The sequence below is a fragment of the Amycolatopsis mediterranei genome (assembly GCF_026017845.1).
GTDB classification, from domain to species: Bacteria; Actinomycetota; Actinomycetes; order Mycobacteriales; family Pseudonocardiaceae; genus Amycolatopsis; species Amycolatopsis mediterranei.
In genome coordinates, this window is sequence record NZ_CP100416.1 from 7,182,547 (window position 1) to 7,204,812 (window position 22,266).

Genomic DNA, 22,266 nt, shown 5'->3' on the forward strand with positions numbered 1-22,266 from the left:
GGTTCTCCCGACTTTTCCGCCCCGGGCCGCCGTTCCAGGATCGAGGAAAACGCCGCGATGGTTGGAGCCGCGTCCGCATGACTGTGACTTTCAAGCCGGTGTCGTCCCCGCCGGCCGCCGGCGAGGTCCGGTCCGTTCCCGAGGCGACCCTGCCGCAACTCTTCGAAGCCGCCGTGCGGGCGCACCCGACGGCTCCCGCCCTGCTCAGCGACGAGACGGGCGTCCTCACCTTCGCGGAGCTGAACGCGAAGGCGAACCGGCTCGCGCACCTGCTGATCGGCCTGGGCGCCGGGCCGGAGCGGGTCGTGGGGGTGGCGCTGCCCCGGTCACCGGACGCGGTCGTCGCGCTCGTGGCGGTGCTGAAGGCGGGCGCGGTCTACCTGCCGCTGAACCCGGACTACCCGGCGGAACGCCTGGCCGCGATGGTCGCCGACGCCGACCCGGTCACCGTGCTCACCGCGGCCGGCGTCGGCTTCGGCTCCGCCCCGGCGCTCGAGTGGGACAGCCTCGCGCTCGGGGACTTCCCGGACACCGACCCGGCCGACGCCGACCGGATCGCCCCGCTGGACCCGGCGCACCCGCTGTACCTGATCTACACCTCCGGCTCGACCGGCGTCCCCAAGGGCGTCGCGATGCCCGCCGCGAGCCTGGTCAACCTGCTGGCCTGGCACGCCGGCCGGTTCGCCGTCGGGCCGGGCACGCGCACGGCCAACCTGTCCGCCATCGGGTTCGACTTCGCCATGCACGAGATCCTCTCCGCCCTGGTGCACGCCAAGTGCCTGGTCGTGCCGGCCGAGGACGTCCGCACCGACCCGATCCGGCTGGCCCGCTGGCTCGACCGGCACCGGGTGCACCAGGTGTTCCTGCCGAACGTGCTCATCGAGTCCCTCTGCGAGGCGGCGGGCGTGGCCGGGGTCGCACTGGCCGACCTGCGCGACATCATCCAGTCCGGCGAACCCCTGGTCCTCGGCGAGACGCTGCGCGGCTTCCTCCGCACCCACCCCGGGCTGCGGGTCCACAACCACTACGGCGCCACCGAAATGCAGGACGCGACCGCGTGGTCCTCCGGCCGGACCGAGGTGCCGACCATCGGCACTCCACTGTGGAACGTCCGGGTCCACGTGCTGGACGACGACCTGCGGCCGGTGCCGGACGGCGAGCCGGGCGACCTCTACGTCGCGGGCGCGGGCCTGGCCCGCGGCTACCTGGGACGGCCCGGGCTGACCGCGGAACGCTACCTGCCCGACCCGTTCGGCGCGCCGGGGCAGCGGATGTACCGCACCGGCGACCTGGCGCGGTGGAACGCCGACGGTGAGCTGGAATGCCTGGGGCGCCAGGACAACCAGGTCAAGATCAACGGGTTCCGGGTGGAGCTGGGCGAGATCGCGACCCGGCTGCGGACGCTGCCGGGCGTGCGGCAGGCCCTGGTGCTGCCCCGGCCGGCGGCCAGCGGCGGCAAGCAGCTCGTGGCCTACGTGGTCGGCGCGGACCTCGACGTCGTGGCGATCCGAGGCGAGCTGGCGCGGACGCTGCCCGCGCACATGGTGCCCGCCGCGGTGCTGGCGCTGCCGGAACTGCCGGTCGCCCCGAACGGCAAGGTGGACCTGAAAGCATTGCCGTCACCCGCATTCGCGACCGGGCGCGCCGAAGCGGAGACCCCGGAGCAGCAGACGCTGGTGGACGCCTTCGCCGCGGCGCTCGGCGTCCCCGCCGGGGTGGACGACGACTTCCTCGCCCTCGGCGGTGACAGCCTCGGCGCGGTGCGGCTGGTGGTCCTGGCCCGGCGCGCCGGGCTGGCGCTCGACACCCGGCAGGTGTTCGAGCTGGGCACCCCGCGCAAGCTCGCCGCCGCCGCGGCGGGCGCGGCGGCCCCGGCGATCCCGGTGCGGCCGCTGGTGGCCCTGCACCACCACCAGCTCAACCGGCTGCGGGCGGTCCACCCGGACCTGACGGAGATCCTGCCGGTGACCCCGGTGCAGCAGGGGTTCCTGTTCCACCGCCTGCAGGAAACCGACAGCTACACCGAGCAGCTGCGGCTCGAGCTGACCGGCCCGGTGGACGCGCGGGCGCTGCGTACCGCGGCCACTTCGGTGCTGCGTCGGCACGCTCCGCTGCGGGCGGCGTTCGAAGTCGCCGGCCTCCCGGAACCCTTGCAGATCATCGTGGGCGAACTCGAGGCGCCGTGGCGGGAGACCGACCTGAGCGCGCTCGACCCGGCCGAAGCGCGGGCCCGGGCGGACGTCCTGGCCGCCCGGAGCCAGGCCACCCCGTTCGACGTGCGCACGCCCCCGCTCCTGCGCCTGCACCTCGTCCACCTCCCGGGTGGGGCCGCCCACCTCCTCCTCGACTACCACCACCTCCTGCTCGACGGCTGGTCGGTGACGCTCCTGGTGCGCGAACTCCTGACGCCCCAGGAGACTCCGGCGCCACCCCTGCGTGACTGGTTCCGCGTCCTGCGCGCCAGGGACCGGGAGGCGGCGGCCGCGGCCTGGCAGTCCACATTGGACGGCATCACCCCGACCGTGCTCGCCGCGCCCTCGACCGGCTCGTCCGAGTCGGCGCACCACGTCTTCGACCTGCCCGCCCCGGTGACGGGCCGCCTGGTGGAGCTGGCGAGGACCGATCGGCTGACGTTGAACACGATCGTGGTGGCGCTCTGGGGCGTCGTCCTGGCCGCCGAGACCGGCGGGCGGCCGGCGGTGTTCGGGACGACGGTGTCCGGGCGGATGGCCGACGTGCCCGAGGTGGAGAACCTGGTCGCGATGCTGGTCAACACCGTGCCCGTGGTGGTGAAGGTGGCTCCGGGCGAACCGGCGCGGGCGTTCCTGCGGCGGGTGCGGGCCGAGCAGCTCGCCCTGGCCCCGCACGAGCACCTCGGCCTCGGCACGATCCGGCGCCTGGCGTCCTGGGACGCGGAGTTCGACACGCTGCTGGTGTTCGAGAACCCCGACCTGCTGCTCGACGACCCGCGGATCGCCGACGTGCGGCACAGCGACGACACGCACTACGCGCTGAGCCTGCTGGTCACCCCGGGGGAAACGCTGCGGATCGCCTTCACCTACCGGCCCCACCTCATCCCGGAGACCCGGGTCCGCCGCCTGGCGGACGCGCTGACCGCACACCTGACCGCGGTCGCCGAAGACGGGGAGAAGCCGGTAGGTACCTGAGGCGTCACCCCGCCAAGGTCGACCGGGCCGTGATCTCGCCGAACGACCGCAGGTCCGGCACCCCGAACTGCTCCGCCAGGGCCGCCGTCACCGGGCCCAGTGCCCCGTCGTGCGGCACCGGCGCGGCCACTCCGGACGCCCCGAGGATCCACACTCCGCCGCACTGCGGCCGGTACTCGACCACGCACTCCACCGACGAGCCGCCCACCGGCACCGCCACCCTCGTGGTCGACACCCCGCCCGCCGGCGTGAGATCCGTTCCCGGCACCTCGATCCACAGCGACGCCGACGGCGTGTCGCGGACGACCTGCCGGTAGGCCGCCTCCACGTCCTGCCACCGCGCCCCGGCGGCCTCCGGGCGGTGGTCCTGGACGGCCCGGTTGAGCAGCCGGGTCGGGAACTCCGGCCAGCCGGGCCGGACACCGATGCCCGAGACGTGCCGCGGGTTGAGCTCGGTGGCCACGAACCCGTCCTCGCCGGACAGGCCGTCGACGCTGAACACGCCGGTGTACCCCAGCGACGCCGACAGTTCTTCCCCGACGCGGCGGGCGTAGCCGCGCAACGTCTCCGTGCGGGCGGTCGCCGGGCGCCAGGCCGTCGAGCAGCCGCCGTACACCAGCTGCCCGGTGCTCGGCCGGTGGAGGGTGATGACCTCGATCGGGTCGAAGACGGCCACGCCGTCGTCGAAGACCATGCCCATCAGGCTGCACGGGACGCCGGGGACGAAGGTGGCGAGCCGGACCCGCTTCGTGCGCACGCGCAAGGCTTCGACCGCGCGGTCCAGTTCGGCGCGGGAGCGGACCCAGCGCAGCCCCTGTGAGCTGCCCAGGACGTCCAGGCTGGTGTCGATGGCGATCATCACGCCGTGGCCGCGGTCCAGGGACACCGCGGTGGCGGCCAGGCCCGGGTCGTCGACCTCGACGATCGCGTGCGGCGGCGCGGGAATGCCGACCCGCCGCCACAGCTCGTCGATGCGGGTCTTGTCCTCCCAGCCCGCCCATTCCGGCCGCCAGTGCCCGTAGGCCGGACGCCCGCCCAGCTCGGCGAACTCGCCGTAGGTGGTGCCGAGCACCTCCCACTGCCGTGCGGGGTCGAGGCCGTCGAGCCAGTCGACGATCTCGGGCGGCTTGCTCGCGAGCCAGGCCTCGTACTGCCGGTGCGACATCGTCAGGCCGTGCTCGGCGCAGCTCCACACGTGCTCGGCGGGCGGGTCGTCCGCGCGCGGCACGGTGTTGATGAGGACGGCCTTCAGGCGGGCGCCGGAAAGGCGCAGCTCTTCGGCGAGCGCCTTCATGCCACCGTTGAAGTGGTTCACGGCCAGCACGACGTCGCGGCCGCTCCAGCGGGCACGCATGTCGTCGATGACGCGGGTGAGGCGCTCCTTCGGCGTGCCGGTCATGACGCGTCCATCCGCTGCCGCAGGCTCAGCGGCCGCATGTCGGTCCACACCCGGTCGATGTGGGCGAGGCACTCCTCCTTGGTGCCCGAGGTGCCCTCGGCCCGCCACCCGGCCGGCACGTCGGCGTCCGCCCGCCAGATCGAGTACTGCAGCTCGTCGTTGAGCACGACCACGAAGGTCTGCTCACCGGTCTCCGTCGCGGCTGCCTCAGCCATCGGTCCTCCTCGGTGTGGTCCGGTCGTCCGCGAGCAGCGCGGCGACCTCGTCGTCGGTCAGGTCGGCCAGTTCTTCCAGTGCCCGGCGCAGTTCGTCCGGGTCGGCCTGCTCGAGCTGGGCGGCCCGCACCACCGCGGCCAGGTCGGCGACGGTGGATCCGCCGCCGAGCAGGTCCGCGGCGGACAGCTCGACGCCGAACTCGCGGCGCACCCGGGCCACGATCCGGGTCGCGAGCAGCGAGTGCCCGCCCAGTTCGAAGAACCCGCTGGTCACCGACACGCTCGGCAAGCCGAGCACCTCGGCCCAGATGCCCGCGAGCACCTGCTCGACGGGGTCCCGCGGCGCGGTGCCGGTGGCCTGGACGACGGCGGGCTCGGGCAGGGCGGACCGGTCGAGCTTGCCGGTGCGCCCGGTCGGCAGCGCGGGCAGCCGGACGAACGCCGACGGCACCGCCGCGGGCGGCAGCAGCTCGCCGAGGAACGCCCGCACGGCACTGTCGGGAGCGTCGTCGACGCCGACGAGGTAGGCCACCAGCCGCGGTTCGCCGTCCGGGCCGGGCCGCGCGTCGACCGCGGCGGCGGTGACCCCGGGGTACCCGGCGAGCGCGGCCTCCACCTCGGCCGGCTCGATCCGGACGCCGCGGATCTTGACCTGCTGGTCGAGCCGGCCGAGGAACTCCAGTGCGCCGCCGGTGGTCCAGCGGGCCCGGTCCCCGGTGCGGTAGAGCCGGCCGCCGGGTTCGAACGGGTCGGGGACGAACCGCTCGGCGGTGAGCGCCGGGCGGCCGAGGTAGCCGCGGGCCACCTGCACGCCGCCGATGAAGAGCTCCCCCGGCACCCCGACCGGCACCGGGGCGCCGCGCGGGTCGAGCACGTACAACCGGGCGCCGGTGATCGGGTGGCCGATCGGCAGCCGGGGCCGCGTCTCGTGGCCGGGGGTGATCTCGACGGCGGTGACGTCGATGGCCGCTTCCGTCGGCCCGTACAGGTTATGCACGGCCACGTCCGGCAGCAGCGCACGCAGCCGGGTGACGGTCGACGGCGGCAGCTCCTCCCCGCTGCACACGACCCGGCGCAGGGTGGCCGCGCACCCGGCGACCGCGGGCTCCTCGACGAACGCCCGCAGCATCGACGGCACGAAGTGGCAGGTGCTCACGCCGCTCTCGCGGATCAAGGCGGCCAGGTAGGCGGCGTCGCGGTGGCCGTCGGGGCGGGCGAGCACGACGGTCGCGCCCGCCGACAGCGGCCAGAACAGCTCCCAGCCGGCCACGTCGAACCCGATGGGCGTCTTGTGCAGCACCCGTTCCCCGGCGGTGAGCCCGTACTCGGCCTGCATCCAGCGGATCCGGTTGACCAGCCCGGCGTGCTCGTTCATCACGGCTTTGGGCCTGCCGGTCGTGCCGGAGGTGTGGATCGCGTACACGAGGTTGCCCGGGACGGCCGCCGGCTCCGGCCGGTGCGCCGGGTACGCGGCCGCGTCGCCGACGCCGACCGTGATGTGGCCAGGGAGCTCGCGGTCGGTCAGCACCACGACCGGGCGGACGTCACGCAGCTGCCCGGCCAGCCGCGCGGTGGGGTTGGCGGGGTCGAGCGGCACGTAGCAGCCACCCGCCTTGAGCACGGCGAGCAGCGCGACGACCAGGTCGGCCGAGCGCGGCAGGCACACCGCGACTGTCCTTTCCGGACCGACGCCGCGCTCTCGCAGCAGCCAGGCGAGGCGGTTGGCCTCGGCGTCCAGCTCCCCGTAGCCGAGCGCCCGGTCGCCGACGACCGCCGGCGCGTGCGGATCGGCGTCGGCCTGCCGTTCGAACAGTTCGTGCAGCAGCCCTGGTGCCGCGGGCGCGGTCCGGGCGCCGCTGAGGTGACCGGTGATGCGGGCGCGTTCGCTCTCGTCGAGCAGCGGGACGTCGTCGACCGGGACGCCGTCCAGGTCGGCGACGGTGCGCAGCACGTGGGTGAACGCGTCGGCGAAGCGGCGGGCGGCAGGACCGGAGAACAGGTCGGCGTGGGTGAGGTGCCCGGCGAGACCGCCGTCGGCCTGCTGGGTGAGGTGGACGGAGAGTTCGAACTGGGCACCGGGGGCGGGCAATTCGAACGCCTCCGCGCGCACGTCACCGACCTGCCACGGCTGCAGCGGCACGTTCTGCAGCGCCAGGACCGCCCGCACGAGCGGGGCGCGCCCGTCGGACCGGTCGGGGTCGAGAAGCCGGACGATCTCGTCGAGCGGCACCGCCTGGTGCCGCTGCGCGGCGAGGCCGCGGGCCCGCACCCGGCCGAGCAGGTCGTCGAACGCCGGGGCGCCGGCGGTGTCGAGCCGCAGCGGCAGGACGTTGACGAACAGCCCGACGGCATCGGCGTTGGTGTGGTCCCGGTTGGCGGCCGCGGCGCCGAGCACGAAGTCGTCCTGCCCCGACCACCGCGCCGCGACGACGCCCAGAGCGGTCAGCAGCACCATGAACGGCGTCGCCTGCCGCGCGGCGCCGTACTCGGTCAGGCGGGCGGTGGCGGCGGCATCCAGGCCCAGGTCGACCGTGCCCCCGCGCCAGGCCGGCCGGGCCGGGGCGTCGAGCGGCAGGTCGAGCGGGCGCGCGCCGTCGAGGGTGGCCCGCCAGAACGCGGCGTCGGAGCCGTCCCAGTGCCGCGGCGGGACCGGCCGGACGGCGGGAAGTGGGGTGCCGCGGTAGGCCTCGCCGAGCTCGCGGAGAAGGACGCCGAGAGACCACCCGTCGACGACGACGTGGTGCGCGGCGATCCCGAGGTACCAGTCCTCGCGACGGCGGATGAGCACCGCCCGCACGAGCGGCCCCGCGGCCAGGTCGAACGGGGCGGTGGCGAGGTCGTGCAGCGCGCGTTCTGCGTCGTCGGCCTCGGTGAGCCGGCGCAGCGGCAGCGGGCCCGGCGGGCGCACGGTGGTGACGAGGGTGCCGTCCGCGTCGGGCGCGAAGGTGGTGCGCAGCGAGGGGTGGCGAGCGAGGAGGCCGTCGAGGCACCGGGCGAGCCGGTCGGGGTCGAGGGGTCCGGTCAGCCGGACCCCGCCGTGCACGTGGTACGCGGCACCCGCGCCCATCGAATCCAGCAGCCACATGGCTTCCTGCGCCCGCGACGGCGAAATGTCCACTGTGGCCGGACGAACTCGGGGCGGTTCGGCGAGCAGGGCCCGCAGTCCGGTGAGGGTGAGCCCGTCGAGCAGGCGCGGGGTGGGGATTTCGGCACCGAAGGCCTCGGCGACGGCTTCGGCGAGCCGGACCGCGCGCAGCGAGTCCAGGCCGAGGCCCACGAGCGGCTCAGCAGCGGGGACGGGGTCGAGGTCGAGCACACCGGCCACGATCGACGCCAGCCGATCATCCGACTCGGCAGCAGTGGCGACGGTGGCGGCGGTGGCTGTGGCGTGGCGAACATCCGCCCCGGGGACCGAAGCCTCGCGGGCGCCCGCAACCGGGGTCAGCGCGCCTTCCAACCAATTCGCCTTGGTCGCGGCCCGCCGGACCTTGCCGCTGGTCGTGCGGGCGATCGCGCCCTGGCGCACCAGCGCCACTTCCCTCGGCGTCACGCCGTGCTCGGTGACGATCGCCGCCCGGACCGCCGCCCGCACCGCGTCCGCCGTCTCCGGCGTCGTGCCCGCCGCCACCTCGTGCACCAGCACCAGGTGCTCGTCGTCGCCGTCGTCCACCGAGAAGGCCACCGTCCGGCCCGGCCGCAATGCCGGGTGGGCCCGCTCGGCCGTCTGCTCGATGTCCTCCGGGTAGTGGTTGCGGCCGCGCAGCACCATCAAATCCGTGACGCGGCCCGTCACGTACAACTGCCCGGCCAAGGAGAACCCGAGGTCCCCGGTGCGCAGGAACCGCCGCGCCGGGTGGCCGGGCAGCTCGGCGCCGAACCGCGCGGCCGTCTCGGCCGGCCGGCCGTGGTAGCCGTCGGTGACGCTCGGCCCGCTGACGCAGATCTCCCCGACACCACCGGGTTCGGCGTCGACCACGACCAGGTCCTCGCCGGTCGCCCAGCCGCAGCCCGTCAGGGTCACCGCCGGGTGCCCGGCCGGCGGATCGAGCAGCACCGTGCCCTCGGCCAGTTCCGCCCGGCCCACCTCGACCACGGCGGGTCCGTCCGGCCGGGAGCCACCCGTCACCAGCAGCGTCGCCTCGGCGAGGCCGTAGCAGGGGTGGAAGGCCGATCGCCGGAACCCGGCGCCGGCGAAGGCGCGGGTGAACTCGTCGAGCGTGGCGCGGCGGACCGGCTCCGCCCCCACCAGGGCGTGCCGCAACGACGACAGGTCCAGCCCCGCGCGGTCGGTTTCGGAGATCCGGCGGACGCACTCGCGGTAGCCGAAGTCCGGTGCGGCGGTGAAGGTCGCGCGGCTCCGGCTGATCTCGGCCAGCCAGCGCACCGGCGCGCGCAGGAACGCGGCCGGCGAGAGCAGCGTGCACGGGAAGCCGCCGTGGACCGGTTGCAGGATGCCGCCGATGAGCCCCATGTCGTGGTACGGCGGCAGCCAGCTGACCGCGTGGCTGCCGGCGCCGGCACCGAGCAGCCGGCCGATCTCGCTCAGGTTGGCCATCAGGTTCGCGTGCCGCACCCGCACGCCCTTCGGCGTCCCCGTGGAGCCGGAGGTGTACTGCAGGAAAGCCAGGTCGTCCGGACCGGGGCCCGGCCCGTCGAAGCCGGGTGCGTCCCCGATGTCGTCCGCCAGCAGCCAGTCCGGACCCTCCATTGTGGACATGGACGGCGCCAGCGCGTCCCGCGTGGCCGCCGTCGACAGCAGGACGCGCGCCCCGGCGTCGGCGGCCACGTCGAGCATCCGCGCCGCCCCGCGCGCGCCGGTCGGCAGGTACACCGGAACCGCGACGACACCGGCGTAGAGGCAGCCGAAGAACCCGGCGACGTAGTCGATCCCCGGCGGGTAGAGCAGCACCGCGCGTTCGCCGGCCAGCCCGCGGTCGTGCAACACCGCGGCCACGCCCCGGGCCCGCCGGTCGAGGTCGCGGTAGTCCACGACCAGCCGGTCGCCGTCGCCGGGGAACTCGAACGCCGTCCGGTCCGGGGTGTCCTCGGCCCGGCGACGCAGGAGGTCGACGAGGGTCCCTCGGTTCATCCGCGCACCTTCGCGATCACCGGCATGTGCTTGATGCCCGCGACGAAGTTCGACGACAGGTGCTCGACCTCCCCCGCGCGGTCGAGGTCGGCGAAGGTGCTGACGATCTCGTCGAACAGCGCGCGCAGCGTCACCCGGGCGACGGTGTGCCCGACGCAGTAGTGCCCGCCGACGCCGAAGGCGATGTGCCGGTTGGGCTTGCGCTTCGGGTTGAACGTGAACGGGTCATCGAACGCGGTCTCGTCCCGGTTCGCCGACCCGAGCCACACGACGACCGCGTCGCCGGAGCGCACCTTCCGGCCGCCGAGGTCGACGTCGCGCACCGCGTGCCGCATGAAGTGGTTGGCCGGCGAGGCCCAGCGCAGCGCCTCCTCCACGGTGGTCAGGATGGTGCCGGTGTTCGCGCTCTCCAGGACCTCGTGCAGCATCGGGGTGCCGATGACGGCGTCCAGCGCGGCCGTCGGCACGTACGGGGTGGTGACGTTCGCGCCGAGCAGCAGGCTGTAGCAGTTGGCCAGCACCTCGCCGAGGCCCATCGTGCGGCCTTCGACGTCGATGGTCAGCAGCAGGCTGATCAGGTCGTCGCCGCCGGGGTTCTTCTGCCGCGCCCGCACGATCTCGGCGAAGTAGGCGAACAGTTCCCGGTGCGCGCGCTGCAGCGCGGCCTGGGTGTCGGCGCCCTCGTTGAACTCGGGGTCGTCCGGCGCGATCGACATCAGGGTCAGCTGGGTCAGCCTCGGCCAGTCCTCCTCCGGCAGGCCCATGAGCATCCCGGTGACCGCCATCGGCAGCCGGGTGACCGCCTGGGCGAGGTCGAAGGGCTCGCCGGACTTGGCCGGGTCGAGCAGCCGGCGCACCTGGGCGCGGATCTGGTCGCCGGAGCGCTCGACCGACTTGATCGTCAGCGCCCGCTGCAACGGCTCGCGCATCCGGGTGTGCCGCGGCGGGTCGGTGGCGGCCATCTGCTGCCCGCCCGCCGGGTCGTCCTTGCCCAGCAGGTTGAGCAGGGTGCCGCGCTGGGAGGTGAAGGTCTCGTGGTCCCGCAGCACCCAGGAGCCGTGTTCGTAGGTGGTCACCGACCAGAACCCGAGGTCGCTGCCGACGGGGTGCCAGCGCACCGGCTCACGCCGGCGCATCTCGGCCCAGATCGGGTGCGGGTCGCCCTCGGAGTACGTCCGAGGGTCCACGAGGTCGACGGCGTCGAGGTCGATGGTGTTGTCCCCGATCGCGTCGATCGAAGTCGGAATCCGCATGTCGCGCTCTCTCCGTTCGTCGACAGCACGCAGTCGCGGTGCCGCCGGGACCATCGAACCGCGCTCCCCCTGATCGGGATGAGTCCGGAGAACCCCGGACGCGCCTCGCCGGTGTAGGGGACCGCCGGCCGGATTCACCCGGCCGACGGGGCATACCAGCGAGTGGTCGCCGCCGCGAGCAGCAAGCCCGCGTCGTCGTAAAGCGCCGAGCTGGCCGCGAGGCCCGCACTGTCCAGGCTGCCCAGCGTGGCCACCACCACGCACGGCTCCCCGGCGAGCGGGCGCCGGGTCAGCTCGGCGCGCATCCAGCCGAGCACCTTCGGCGCCGCGACGAGATCCGCCGTCCAGCCCGACGGGCAGTCCAGCGCCGCCCAGACGAACTCCGCGCGCACCCGGCCGTCCGCGGCGAGCAGCCCCGCGTCCGGGACCCACGGGCAGGCGACCGTGCCCGTCCGGTCCGGCACCGGCCCGGGCGCCAGCCGCAGGCCGTCGCCGGGTGCCCGGCCGGGCCCGCAGGCGAAGCAGTGCGGGTACGGGTGTCCCCGGCGGCCGCGGTAGTGCGCCACGGCCGCCCGGGCCGCCGCAAAAGGCACCGGCGCCGGTGGCACGACCCGGTGGCGGGTGGGCGCGGCGGTGGCGACGAGGTCGTCGCCGTCCCAGAGATGGGCCCGCCGGGCACCGACTTCGGCGCGCAGCGGCACCTCGAGCCGGGGCGGGGCGTGCAGCGTCACCGCCACCGGCTCCGGACACACCCCGGCGAACAGCCCGCACGCGTAGCCGCCGTTGGCGCTGTCGTCCGGGCCGTTGAAGCGGGCTTCGATGGTGAGCGGCACACCGTCCACTGTGCCCGGCGCGGCGGGCGCGGCGAAGTCCGACATTCCCCGCACACGAGCCGCCGATGCGGGGTTCTCCGGACTGTGGCCGCCGCGGGCGGACCGGTGGAATGGGATGAGCAACCGTCCTACAGAGAGATGTGACGAGCCGATGCGGACTGACACCAGAATCGTCAACTCCTGGAACGAGTGGGACACTCTCCAGGAGGTCGTCGTGGGCACCGCGGAGAACGCCTGCTTCGAGCCGACCGAGCCGGGGCACCGGCCCCAGGAGCGGGGGCTGTCCGAGCCGCGCCCCTTCCCCACCGGCCCGAAGCCCCGGGAGCTGAACGAAAAGGCCGAAGAGGAACTCACCGGGCTCGTGTCACTGCTCGAGTCGCAGGGTGTCACGGTCCGCCGGCCGGCGCCGCGGGACTACTCGGTACCGCTGAAGACGCCCACGTTCGAGGTGGAGAACCAGTACTGCGCGGTCTGCCCCCGGGACGTGATGATCACCCTGGGCAACGAGATCCTCGAGGCGACGATGTCGCGGCGGTCGCGGTACTTCGAGTACGAGGCCTACCGGAGCCTGGTCTACAAGTACTGGGACGAAGACCCGCTCATGACCTGGTCGGTGGCGCCGAAGCCGTCCATGGCCGACGACATGTACCGCCAGGACTTCTGGACGTGGCCGCTGTCGAAGCGGCACGAGGAAATGCACAACTTCGAGTTCTGCGTGACGCAGGACGAGGTCGTCTTCGACGCCGCGGACATGGCGCGGATGGGCAAGGACATCTTCGTCCAGGAGTCGATGACCACCAACCGCGCGGGCATCCGGTGGATCACCCGGCACCTGGAGCCGAAGGGCTTCCGCGTGCACCCGGTGCACTTCCCGCTGGACTACTTCCCCTCGCACATCGACGCCACGTTCATCCCGCTGCGCGCGGGCCTGGTGCTCACCAACCCGGAGCGGCCGATCAACAGCGGCGAGGAGAAGCTGTTCCTGGCCAACGACTGGGAGTTCGTGACCGCGCCCCAGCCGCTCACCGGCAACGACGAGATGCCCCGCTACTGCCAGTCGTCCAAGTGGGTGTCGATCAACGTGCTGAGCATCTCCCCGTCGAAGATCATCGTCGAGGAGCAGGAAAAGCCGTTGCAGGACCTGCTGTGCAGCCTGGGCTTCGAGGTGTTCCCGCTGCCGTTCCGGCACGTGTACGAGTACGGCGGCTCCCTGCACTGCGCCACCTGGGACGTCCGCCGCGACGGTGTGTGCGAGGACTACTTCCCCGACCAGAACGTGTGAAGCCGGGTGGACTTCCGGTGCCCGGCCCGCCCGCCGGACACGGAAGTCCCCCGCCTCAGTCCGTTCCGGCGATGACCCGCGCCACGCTCGCCGGCCGCGACGCGGCGAAGTAGTGGCCGCCGTCGGGCAGCTCCACCACCCGCACGTCACCGGCCAGCCGGCTCCAGTCCCACGGATCACCCGGCAGGTCGTCCGGGACGTCGTCGGCCGCGAGCACCACGGTCACCGGCACGTCGAGCCGGTCGCCCGCGTCGAGGGCCTCCGCGAGGTACCCGCAGGCGGCCGCCACGTCGTGCCGGTACGCGTCCGCGAGGAGCCTCCGGTGCGCGTCGCCGACCTCGGCCAGCTCCGGCCGGCCGCTTTCGACCAGCGCGGTCACCACCGCCTCGTCCGGCAGGGCCGTCACCTCGGCGGCCTGGGCCCGGCGGGCGCCGCTGTCCCCGGGGAGCTGGGCGCCGAGGAGGACCCGGCGCACGTCGTGACCGCGTGAACGCAGCAGCCGTGCGGTGGCCAGCGCGGCGGCCACGCCCGTCGAGTGCCCCCACAGCGTCAGCGGTCCCGCGTCGAGCGCGGCGAGCTCACCGGCGACCAGCTCGGCCAGCTCCGGCACCGAAACCGGGGCCTCGTTGCCGTCCCGGCCGGGCGGCTCCACGCCGTACACGGCCCAGCCTTCGGCGGCGAGCTCGCCGGCCAGCGGCACGTAGGTGACCGCATTGCCGCCCGCGTAAGGGAAACACACCAGAGTCCGGCGGCCCGGCGGAGTCAGCCGGTGCAGCACCGGGCGGGTCCCGGTCGCGCCGGTGCCGAGGACTCCGGCGAGGTCGGCGAGCACCGGGTGCGCGGTGACGTCGCCGAGCGAGACCGCCCGGTCGAGCTCGATCACCAGCTGCAGTGCCGAAAGCGACGAGCCACCGGAGGCGAAGAAGTCGTCGGTGCGCCCGACGCGGTCGGGGGCGACACCGAGCACGGTGGCCCACGCGGCGGCGAGCCGGCGCTCGGCGCCGGGGCGGGGCCGCTCGTCCTCCGTCATCGCCCGGTGCAGGCCACCGGTGATGCGCGCCAGCTCCTTGCGGTCCACCTTCCCGTTGCCGGTCAACGGAAGCACGTCGAGCCAGTACCAGTCCCGCGGCACCATGTAGTCGGGCAGCACGCGCGCCAGCGCCTCCACCAGCGGCCCCGGCGCCAGCGACGGCGCGGCCGAGTAGCAGGCCACCAGCCGGGCGGATTCGGCGGCCCCGGCCACGATCACCGTCGCCTCCCGCACCCCCGGCAGGCGCAGCAGCCGGTCTTCGATCTCCCCGATCTCGACGCGGAACCCGCGGATCTTGACCTGGGTGTCCCGCCGCCCGGAGAACTCCAGCCGCCCGTCGGGCGTCCACCGGCCGAAGTCGCCGGAGCGGTAGAGCCGCTGCCCGGGGAAGAGCGGGCTCGCGGTGAAGGCCAGCGCGGTGCGGATCGGGTCGTTGACGTAGCCCCGGGCCAGGCAGCGGCCGGAGAACACGATCTCCCCGGTCGCGCCGAGCGGGACGGGCATCAGGTTGCCGTCGACGACGTGCACGCCGACCCCTGCGATGGCGCGGCCCAGCGGCACGCGGGACCCGTCCTGGGCCCGGTCCAGCACCTCGTGGTTGGTGTCGTCGCAGGTTTCGGTGAGCCCGTAGGCGTTGACCAGCAGCACTTCCGGGAGCACGGCGAACCAGCGGCGGACGAGCGCGGCCTTGAGCGCCTCACCGGTCGCGGACACGCACCGCAGCGCGGGCAGGGCGCGCGGCCGGCGCTCGAGGTGGCCCAGCAGGACCTCCACATAGGACGGAACCAGCTGGGCGACCTCGACCCGGCTGCGGTCCAGCTCGGCCGCGAACTGCTCGACGTCGAGCAGCGCCTGCTGCGACACGATGACGACGGTGCCGCCGGTGATGAGCGGGGCGAGCAGCTGCCACAGGGAGATGTCGAAGCACTGCGGCGCGGTCTGCGCCACCACCGTGCCCGCCCGCACGCCCAGGTCGTCGATCTTGGCGAGCATGTGGTTGAGCATCCCTTCGTGCTCGCACATGACGCCCTTGGGCTCGCCGGTGGACCCGGAGGTGAAGTAGATGTACGCGAGCTGCCCGGCCACCACCGGCGTCCCGGGGACCTCCGACGGGTGGCCCCCGCGCAGGATCTCGTCCACGCCACGGGCGCGCAGCCCCGGCACGAGCCCGCCGAGCCGGTCGGTCACGGCCGCGCCGACTTCGTCGGTGAGGGCCCGCCCGCACGCCGACCGGGTGACCATGGCGGCGATCCGCTCGAGGGGGAAGTGCGGTTCGACCGGCAGGTAGCAGCCGCCGGCCTTGAGCACGCCCAGCACCGCCACCAGCCACGGGATGGCGCGTTCGCTGACGACGGCGACGACGTCCTCCGCGGCGAGACCGTCGGCCAGCAGGGCGTGCGCGACCTGGTTGGCGCGCTCGTCGAGCTGGCGGTAGGTGAGCTGGTCGAGCCCGGCGACGACGGCGACGTCGTCGGGCCGCGCCGCCGCGGTGTCCGCGATGAGCTGGTGCACCCGGCGATCGGGGAGCTCGCGCGGCGCCCCGCTGAACGCGGTGAGCTGGTGCCGCAGCTCGGCGGCGCCGAGCAGGCACTGTCCGGCGTGTTCGGCGTCCGGGTCGGCCGCGGCCAGGCGCAGGGCGGTGCGGTGGTAGTCCGCGATCCGGGCGGCGTAGGCGTCGTCGACCCACTCCCGACGGCACCGCACGACGAGCGCGTCCCCGTCGAGTCCGATGTGGACAATCGCGTCCCCGCCGAGCTCCCCCTCCCCGACGACCGTGTCGCAGCGCGCCGCAACCGCCGGTGCGCCGGCGACGTGGGCGATCAGCTCGCGCCAGGTGCGGTGCCCGAGGTCGACCACCCGCGGCCGCCCGTCGTGGACGGCGGTCACCACCGGCTCGCCGGTCAGCGCGCCCAGGACCACCGCGTGCGCGGCGAACAACACGGTGTCCGCGACGGCGGCCGGCAGCGGGAACCGGTGCTCGGCGAGCCCGGTCAGACCGGTCGCCCAGCGGGGAATGGCCGGCGACCCCTCGGTCACCCGGTGGTCGGACACGGCGGTCATCGGTGCCTCGCTTCCGACCCGAGGTGGTCGCCGACCTCGTCGGCCGACATGGCCCGGACCCGCAGCACGATCCCCGCCACCTTGTCGACGTCGACCCCGGCGGCGACCCCGCGCTCGCGCAGCAGCGTGGCGAACGCGGCCACCGTGGGCGTCTCGACGAAGAAGTGCAGCGGGAAGTCCATCCGGAAGACCTCGCGCACCTGCGACACGACCTGGGTGGCCAGCAGGGAGTGCCCGCCCAGCACGAAGAAGTCGTCGTGCACGCCGATGCCCTTCGCGTCGAGCACCTGCTCCCAGATGTGGCAGAGCACCTTCTGCAGCGACGTCTCCGGCGGCACGGACACCACGTCGGTGCGGCCGGGCTCGGGCAGCCGGCTCCGGTCGACCTTGCCGTTGGACAGCAGCGGCAGCTCGTCCAGGACGACGAACGCGGCCGGGATCATCGGCGCGGGCAGCCGGGTGGCCAGGTGCCGGCGCAGCGCGCCGGTGTCGGGCGGAGTGGCCCCCGCGCGTAACGTCAGGTAGCCGGCCAGCCGGGGCCCGGCCTCGTCGGTGAAGACCCGCACCGCGACGTGCTCGACGTCGGGGTGCGTGCGCAGCGCGCTTTCGACCTCTCCGGGCTCGACCCGGTAGCCGCGGATCTTGACCTGGCTGTCGAGCCGGCCGAGGAAGTCCAGCTCGCCGCCGGGGCGACGGCGGACCCGGTCGCCGGTGCGGTACAGCCGGTCGCCGGCCCGGAACGGGTGCGGCACCAGGGTTTCCGCGGTGTGCCCCGGCCGGTTCAGGTAGCCGCGCGTGAGCTGCACGCCGCCGAGGAACAGCTCCCCCGGGACGCCGGCCGGCGTCGGTTCGCCGCCGGTGTCGAGCACGTACGCCTCGACACCGGCGAGCGGACGGCCGATCGGGACCGGCGTCGGCACCGGCCGGGTCACGGCCGCCGCGGTGGCGTCGAAGGAGACCTCGGTGGGGCCGTAGTAGTTGGTCAGCACCGCCCCGGGAGCCAGCTCCAGGAACCGCTCCGCGGCCGGCGCGGGCAGTTCCTCGCCGCCGCAGACGACGAACCGCAGCGACGCCGCGGACTCGGCGAACCGGGGCTCGGCCAGCGCGGTGACCAGCATCGACGGCACGAAGTCGCACGCGGTGACCCGGTGTTCGCGCAGCAGGGCGAGCAGGTGGCCGGCGTCGGTGTGCCTGCCGGGCTCGGCGAAGACGACCCGGCCGCCCGCGCACACCGGCACGAGCATCTCCCACAGCGACGGGTCGGAGCCGATCGGCGTCTTCTGCAGGACCACGTCGCCGGGGCCGAACCCGTGGCCGGTGACCATCTGCCCCATCCGGTTGGCCACGCCGTGGTGGGTCAGCAGCGTGCCCTTCGGCGTGCCGGTGGAGCCGGAGGTGTAGAGCAGGCAGGCGGCGTTCGCCGGGTCGACGGGCACGCCGGGCCGGGCCGCCCTCGCCCCGGCGGTCTCCGTGACGAGCACGGTGGCGCGGCCGGTCACGGCGGGCGCGCCCGCGAGGGCGGGTGAAGTCACGACGACGGACGGGTCGGCGTCGCGGAGGATCAGGTCGAGCCGCTCGGCCGGCTGGTCGGGGTCGAGCGGCAGGTAGACCGCCCCCGACTTGAGCACCCCGAGCAAGGCCACCAGCAGGTCGGGACCGCGGTGCAGGTGGACGCCGACGCGGTCCTCGCGGCGGACTCCCTGCCCGGCGAGGGTGGCGGCCAGCCGGTTCGCCCGGTCGTCCAGCTCCCGGTAGGTGAGCGGCCGGGCGCCGGCCACCGCGACGGCGTCGGGCGTGCGGTCGGCCTGGGCCTCCACCAGCGCGTGCATCGTCGTGGGCGCCACGGCGGGCACGGCCGCGCCGCTCGACTCCGTCAGCACCCGGTCCCGCTCGGCGGGCGGGAGAACGGGAATGGCGTCGACCGCGAGGCCGGCGTCCCCGGCGACCGCGGTGAGCACCGCCCGCAGCCCGGACACCATCCGTTCGGCGGTGCCGGCGTCGAACAGATCGGTGGCGTAGACCAGCCAGCCGGCGTAGCCGCCGTCGCCGTCCGGGGCGAGCTCGAGGCTGACGTCGAGGTCGGTGCCCACCCGCGGGAGCTCCTCGTTCACCACCTCGAGACCGCTCAGCCGGGGCGCGCCCAGGGGGACGTTGCGCAGGGCGAACAACGCCCGGGGCAGGTCGGGCCGCCCACCCTGGCGGGTCACCCCGGCTTCGCGCACGACCTGCTCGAACGGCACGTCCTGGTGGGCGAAGGCGGCCAGGCAGGCCGTGCGGACCCGGGCCACCAGCTCGCCGAACGACCGGGCGCCGGCCAGGTCGACGCGGAGCACCAGGGTGTTGACGAAGAACCCGACGAGCCGTTCCAGCTCCGGGCGCGACCGCCCGGCCACCGGGGTGCCCACCACCAGGTCCGGCTGCCCGGACCAGCGGCGCAGCACCACGGTGAACGCGGCGAGCAGCCCCATGAACGGGGTGGCCTCCGCCGCGCGAGCGTGTACGTCCAGGGCGGCGGCCAGCTCGGGCTCGATCCGCACCGGGACCGAAGCGCCGCCGAAGGTGGGCCGGACCGGGCGGGGCCGGTCGCCGGCCAGCTCCAGCGGCGGGGCGCCGTCGAGTACCTGCCGCCAGAAGTCCAGGTCGCGGGCGACGGCGTCGGGCCGCCGGTCGCGCTGCCAGAGCGTGTAATCGCCGTACTGGACGGGCAATTCCGGTAACTCGGGCGGCCGGCCCGCCACGGCGGCGTCGTACAGTTCGGCGAGCTCCTCGACCAGCACGCCGAGCGACCAGCCGTCGATGACGGCGTGGTGCACGCACAGCGCGAGGACCCACTCGTCCGGCCGGTCGGTGACGCGCCACAGCCCCGCCCGCAGCAGCGGCGGCGTGGCCAGGTCGAACGGTTCCCCGGTCAGCCGCCGCACGTGGGCGTCGACCTCGGCGGCGGTGCCCGCGCCCTCGGCGAGCGGCACCGCCACCTCGCCGGCCGCGCGCACGACCTGGCTCGGGACGTGCTCGGCGTCGACCTCGAACCCGGTGCGCAACGGCTCGTGCCGCGCCACCAGACCGGCCAGCGCCACCCGCAGTGCCGCCGGGTCGGGGGTCCCCCGCAGCCGCAGGCGGATCGGCAGCAGGTAGGTCACCGAATCCGGGTCGAGCTGGTGCAGGTAGTAGAGCCGCTCCTGGCCCGCGGAGCAGGGGAGCCGGTCGGTGCCGGGTGGCCGGCGGGGGATCTCCTCGGCCCGCGCCCGCTCGGCCTGCCGGGTGCCGAGCCGGCTCAGCAGCAGGGCCCGGCGTTCCTCGGACAGTTCGCTGACGGCCTGGTTCAGCCGGTCGGCGTCGTGGGTCATCCCCGTGTCTCCCTCAGGCCGGCTCGTCGCACCGGTCACCCGGATCGCCCGGTGCGCCCCCGAGGCTTCCCGCCACCGGCGGCCGGGGAAAGTCGGGGATCCCTCCGGCGTCGCGTCCGCGCATCAGGGAGTTCCCTGACTGGCAGCCACCCGGCGGTCCCGACACGCTCAGGGCGCGGGCGGCACCAACCCCGCGACGTCTGGAGGATCGGCGATCATGCTCGAAGGAGTCAGCGTCGGTGGGCCGGCGGCCCGCACCCCACGGCCTTCGGAGGTGCTCGCCGCACTCGTGGCGGTCACCGCCCGGCGCGCGCACAGCGACACGGTCGCCGTGACCGGGGACGTCACCGCCGAGCTGGACCTGTCCGCCGACCCCACCTTCGCCGCGCTCAGCGCCGAGGTGTCCAAGCTGGTAGGGCCGGAGTACACGGTGACCGTCGGCGACGTCCGGCTGAGCGTCACCGGGGACGCGGCCGAGGTCCACGGCGCCGAGCCGGCCCAGGTGGCCGGGCAGGTCGACCGGGCGCTCGCCGACGGAACCCGGGCCCCCTCGCCCCGCGTGTCGGAACTCGACCTCGCATCGGACGCCGACCGCGCCCTGGTCGCCACGTTCGAGGGCGGCACTGCGCCCGCTCCGGCACGGCTCGTGCACGACCTGGTCGACGAGCGCGCCCGGCTGGCCCCGGACGCCCCGGCACTCACCGCCGCGGGGAAAACGGTGCCCTACCGGTGGCTTGCGGAGCACGCCGAAGCGCTGGCCGCCCGGCTGGTCCGCGCGGGCGTGCGCCCCGGCGAGGTGGTCGGCGTGCTCGGCGACCGGTCCGCCGGGCTGATCGCCGGGCTGCTGGCGGTGCTCAAGGCGGGCGGCGCCTACCTGGCCCTGCCCCCGGACTGGCCGGACGCCCGCCTCACCGGACTCCTCGACGACGCGGGAGTCCGGATCGTCCTCGCCGACGCGCAGGTCGCCGGCCGGGTCCGGGGCGACCGGACCGCGGTCCCGTTCGACGCGACACCAACGGCCGCCACCGAGCCACGCTCCGGGGAGCGCACCACAGGTCCCCTCGACGCGGCAGCACCGGAGGCCGCCGAGCCGCAGCCCGGCCCCGTGCTCGGCGACCACGCCTTGCCTCCGCTCGACGCAAACCGGCGGGCCGCCACCGAACCGTTGCCCGGCGACCTGTCCCCGGGCACCCTCGCCTACGTCAGCTACACCTCCGGTTCCACCGGCACCCCCAAGGGCGTCTGCGTACCGCACCGAGCGGTGTCGCGGCTCGTGCACGAACCGGACTGGCTGGACGCCGGCCCGGACGATGTGTTCCTGCAGGCCGCCCCGATCGCCTTCGATGCCTCCACCCTCGAAATCTGGGCGTCGCTCTCCGCCGGGGCCCGGCTCGTGCTGCTGCCGCCGGGCCGGGTCGATCCCGCCGAGCTGGGTGCGGTGGTCGCGGCCGAGGGGGTCACCGTGCTCTGGCTGACCGCAGGGCTCTTCCACCAGCTGGTCGACCACCACCTCGACCGCCTCGCCGGGGTGCGCCACCTGATCGCGGGCGGCGACGTCATCTCCCCCGACGCCGTGCGGCGGCTGCTGGCCGCGCACCCGGACCTGGTCTTCACCAACGGCTACGGCCCGACCGAGAACACGACCTTCACCACCTGCGCCACGTTCGGTGGCCCGGCAGCCCGCCCCGGCGAGGCCGGCCCGCTGCCGATCGGCCGGCCGATCCGGGGCACCCGGGTCCGGGTGCTCGACCGGCTCGGCAGACCGGTGCCACCGGGGGTGGTGGGCGACCTGTACGCCCTCGGCGAGGGCCTGGCCCTCGGCTACCTCGGCCGGCCCGCGGTCACCGCGGCCGTGTTCACGCCGGCCGGCGGCGGCGAACGCCAGTACCGCACCGGCGACCTGGCCCGCTGGCGCACGGACGGCTCGCTGGACTTCCTCGGCCGGGCCGATGACCAGGTCAAGATCAAGGGGTACCGGGTCGAGCCGGCCGAGGTCGCCGCCGCGCTCGGCGCGCACCCCGCCGTCACCGCCGCGGTGGCGCTGCCGGAACCCGGTGCCGGCGGGAGCACCCGGCTCGCCGCCTACGTCGTGTTCGCCGACGGCGACCGGCCCGGTGTGCCCGCGCCGGCGCTGCGCGACTGGCTGCGCGAACGGCTGCCGGAGTTCCTGGTCCCGGCCAGGATCGTCGCCCTCGACGCCTTCCCGTTGACCCCCAACGGGAAGCTCGACCGGGAAGCGCTGCCCGGCTCGGCCGCCGAGGAGGGTGCGCTCGACGAGAACGGCGCCCCGGAGGATGCGCTCGAGCGGTTCCTCTGTGAACTGTGGGCGAAGGTCTTGATGGTGGACAGCGTCGGCGTCGACGACGACTTCTTCGAGCTGGGCGGCCACTCGCTGGTCGCGGCCGACCTGCTCGGACAGTTGCAGCAGGACTTCGGCGTGGAGCTGCCCGCCCGCACGTTCTACCTCAGCCCGACGATCGCCGAGCTGGCGGAGCTGAAGGAGCTGCGCCCGCTGCGTGAGCGCTTCGAAGCTCCCCTGCCGTGAGGCACTACCAACTTTGGTAGTCCACAGTGGACAAATCGAGGCATT

The 22,266-nt window shown here is 74.6% G+C and carries 10 protein-coding genes; 3 read left to right on the forward strand and 7 right to left on the reverse strand.

Annotated elements, in window-relative coordinates; translation table 11 throughout:
• Window positions 1-77: 77 nt before the first annotated feature.
• Complete coding sequence (locus ISP_RS31985) at window positions 78-3,167, forward strand: non-ribosomal peptide synthetase (RefSeq protein WP_013228020.1); 3,090 nt, start codon at window positions 78-80, stop codon at window positions 3,165-3,167.
• Between the two features lie 4 nt (window positions 3,168-3,171).
• On the opposite strand, the gene ISP_RS31990 is transcribed toward ISP_RS31985, so the two are convergent.
• From ISP_RS31990 to ISP_RS32010, 5 genes are all read right to left on the reverse strand, one after another.
• On the reverse strand, window positions 3,172-4,566 hold the full coding sequence (locus ISP_RS31990; protein ID WP_013228021.1) for an ATP-grasp domain-containing protein: 1,395 nt from the start codon (window positions 4,564-4,566) through the stop codon (window positions 3,172-3,174).
• Entirely contained in the window at window positions 4,563-4,781 is a 219-nt protein-coding gene (locus ISP_RS31995; protein ID WP_013228022.1) for an MbtH family protein, read from the reverse strand. The genes ISP_RS31990 and ISP_RS31995 overlap by 4 nt, the downstream gene beginning before the upstream one ends.
• Entirely contained in the window at window positions 4,774-9,870 is a 5,097-nt protein-coding gene (locus ISP_RS32000; RefSeq protein ID WP_013228023.1) for a non-ribosomal peptide synthetase, read from the reverse strand. Before ISP_RS32000 ends, ISP_RS31995 begins: the two co-directional genes overlap by 8 nt.
• Entirely contained in the window at window positions 9,867-11,123 is a 1,257-nt protein-coding gene (locus tag ISP_RS32005; RefSeq protein WP_013228024.1) for a cytochrome P450, read from the reverse strand. The genes ISP_RS32000 and ISP_RS32005 overlap by 4 nt, the downstream gene beginning before the upstream one ends.
• A 134-nt stretch (window positions 11,124-11,257) precedes the next feature.
• Entirely contained in the window at window positions 11,258-12,001 is a 744-nt protein-coding gene (locus ISP_RS32010; protein WP_013228025.1) for a hypothetical protein, read from the reverse strand.
• 106 nt (window positions 12,002-12,107) lie between these two features.
• On the opposite strand from ISP_RS32010, the gene ISP_RS32015 reads away from it, so the two are divergent.
• Window positions 12,108-13,238 (forward strand): glycine amidinotransferase, encoded by a 1,131-nt coding sequence (locus ISP_RS32015; protein WP_013228026.1) that lies wholly within the window; start codon window positions 12,108-12,110, stop codon window positions 13,236-13,238.
• Between the two features lie 55 nt (window positions 13,239-13,293).
• On the opposite strand, the gene ISP_RS32020 is transcribed toward ISP_RS32015, so the two are convergent.
• Window positions 13,294-16,329: a non-ribosomal peptide synthetase family protein gene (locus ISP_RS32020; protein WP_013228027.1), complete on the reverse strand. Its 3,036-nt coding sequence runs from the start codon at window positions 16,327-16,329 to the stop codon at window positions 13,294-13,296.
• Window positions 16,326-19,676, reverse strand: coding sequence for a non-ribosomal peptide synthetase (locus ISP_RS32025; RefSeq protein WP_013228028.1), 3,351 nt, complete (start codon window positions 19,674-19,676; stop codon window positions 16,326-16,328). The genes ISP_RS32020 and ISP_RS32025 overlap by 4 nt, the downstream gene beginning before the upstream one ends.
• Window positions 19,677-19,893: 217 nt before the next feature.
• On the opposite strand from ISP_RS32025, the gene ISP_RS32030 reads away from it, so the two are divergent.
• Window positions 19,894-22,221, forward strand: a complete 2,328-nt coding sequence (locus ISP_RS32030; protein ID WP_013228029.1) for a non-ribosomal peptide synthetase — start codon at window positions 19,894-19,896, stop codon at window positions 22,219-22,221.
• The last annotated feature ends 45 nt before the right edge of the window (window positions 22,222-22,266 follow it).

What these genes read in the sequence shown, in the direction of transcription:
- ISP_RS31990 (WP_013228021.1), bottom strand. Translation starts at nt 4,566, where the DNA reads ATGACCGGCACGCCGAAGGAGCGCCTCACCCGCGTCATCGACGACATG.
- ISP_RS32020 (WP_013228027.1), bottom strand. Translation starts at nt 16,329, where the DNA reads ATGACCGCCGTGTCCGACCACCGGGTGACCGAGGGGTCGCCGGCCATT.
- ISP_RS32025 (WP_013228028.1), bottom strand. Translation starts at nt 19,676, where the DNA reads ATGACCCACGACGCCGACCGGCTGAACCAGGCCGTCAGCGAACTGTCC.
- ISP_RS31985 (WP_013228020.1), top strand. Translation starts at nt 78, where the DNA reads ATGACTGTGACTTTCAAGCCGGTGTCGTCCCCGCCGGCCGCCGGCGAG.
- ISP_RS32030 (WP_013228029.1), top strand. Translation starts at nt 19,894, where the DNA reads ATGCTCGAAGGAGTCAGCGTCGGTGGGCCGGCGGCCCGCACCCCACGG.
- ISP_RS31995 (WP_013228022.1), bottom strand. Translation starts at nt 4,781, where the DNA reads ATGGCTGAGGCAGCCGCGACGGAGACCGGTGAGCAGACCTTCGTGGTC.
- ISP_RS32010 (WP_013228025.1), bottom strand. Translation starts at nt 12,001, where the DNA reads ATGTCGGACTTCGCCGCGCCCGCCGCGCCGGGCACAGTGGACGGTGTG.
- ISP_RS32005 (WP_013228024.1), bottom strand. Translation starts at nt 11,123, where the DNA reads ATGCGGATTCCGACTTCGATCGACGCGATCGGGGACAACACCATCGAC.
- ISP_RS32015 (WP_013228026.1), top strand. Translation starts at nt 12,108, where the DNA reads ATGCGGACTGACACCAGAATCGTCAACTCCTGGAACGAGTGGGACACT.
- ISP_RS32000 (WP_013228023.1), bottom strand. Translation starts at nt 9,870, where the DNA reads ATGAACCGAGGGACCCTCGTCGACCTCCTGCGTCGCCGGGCCGAGGAC.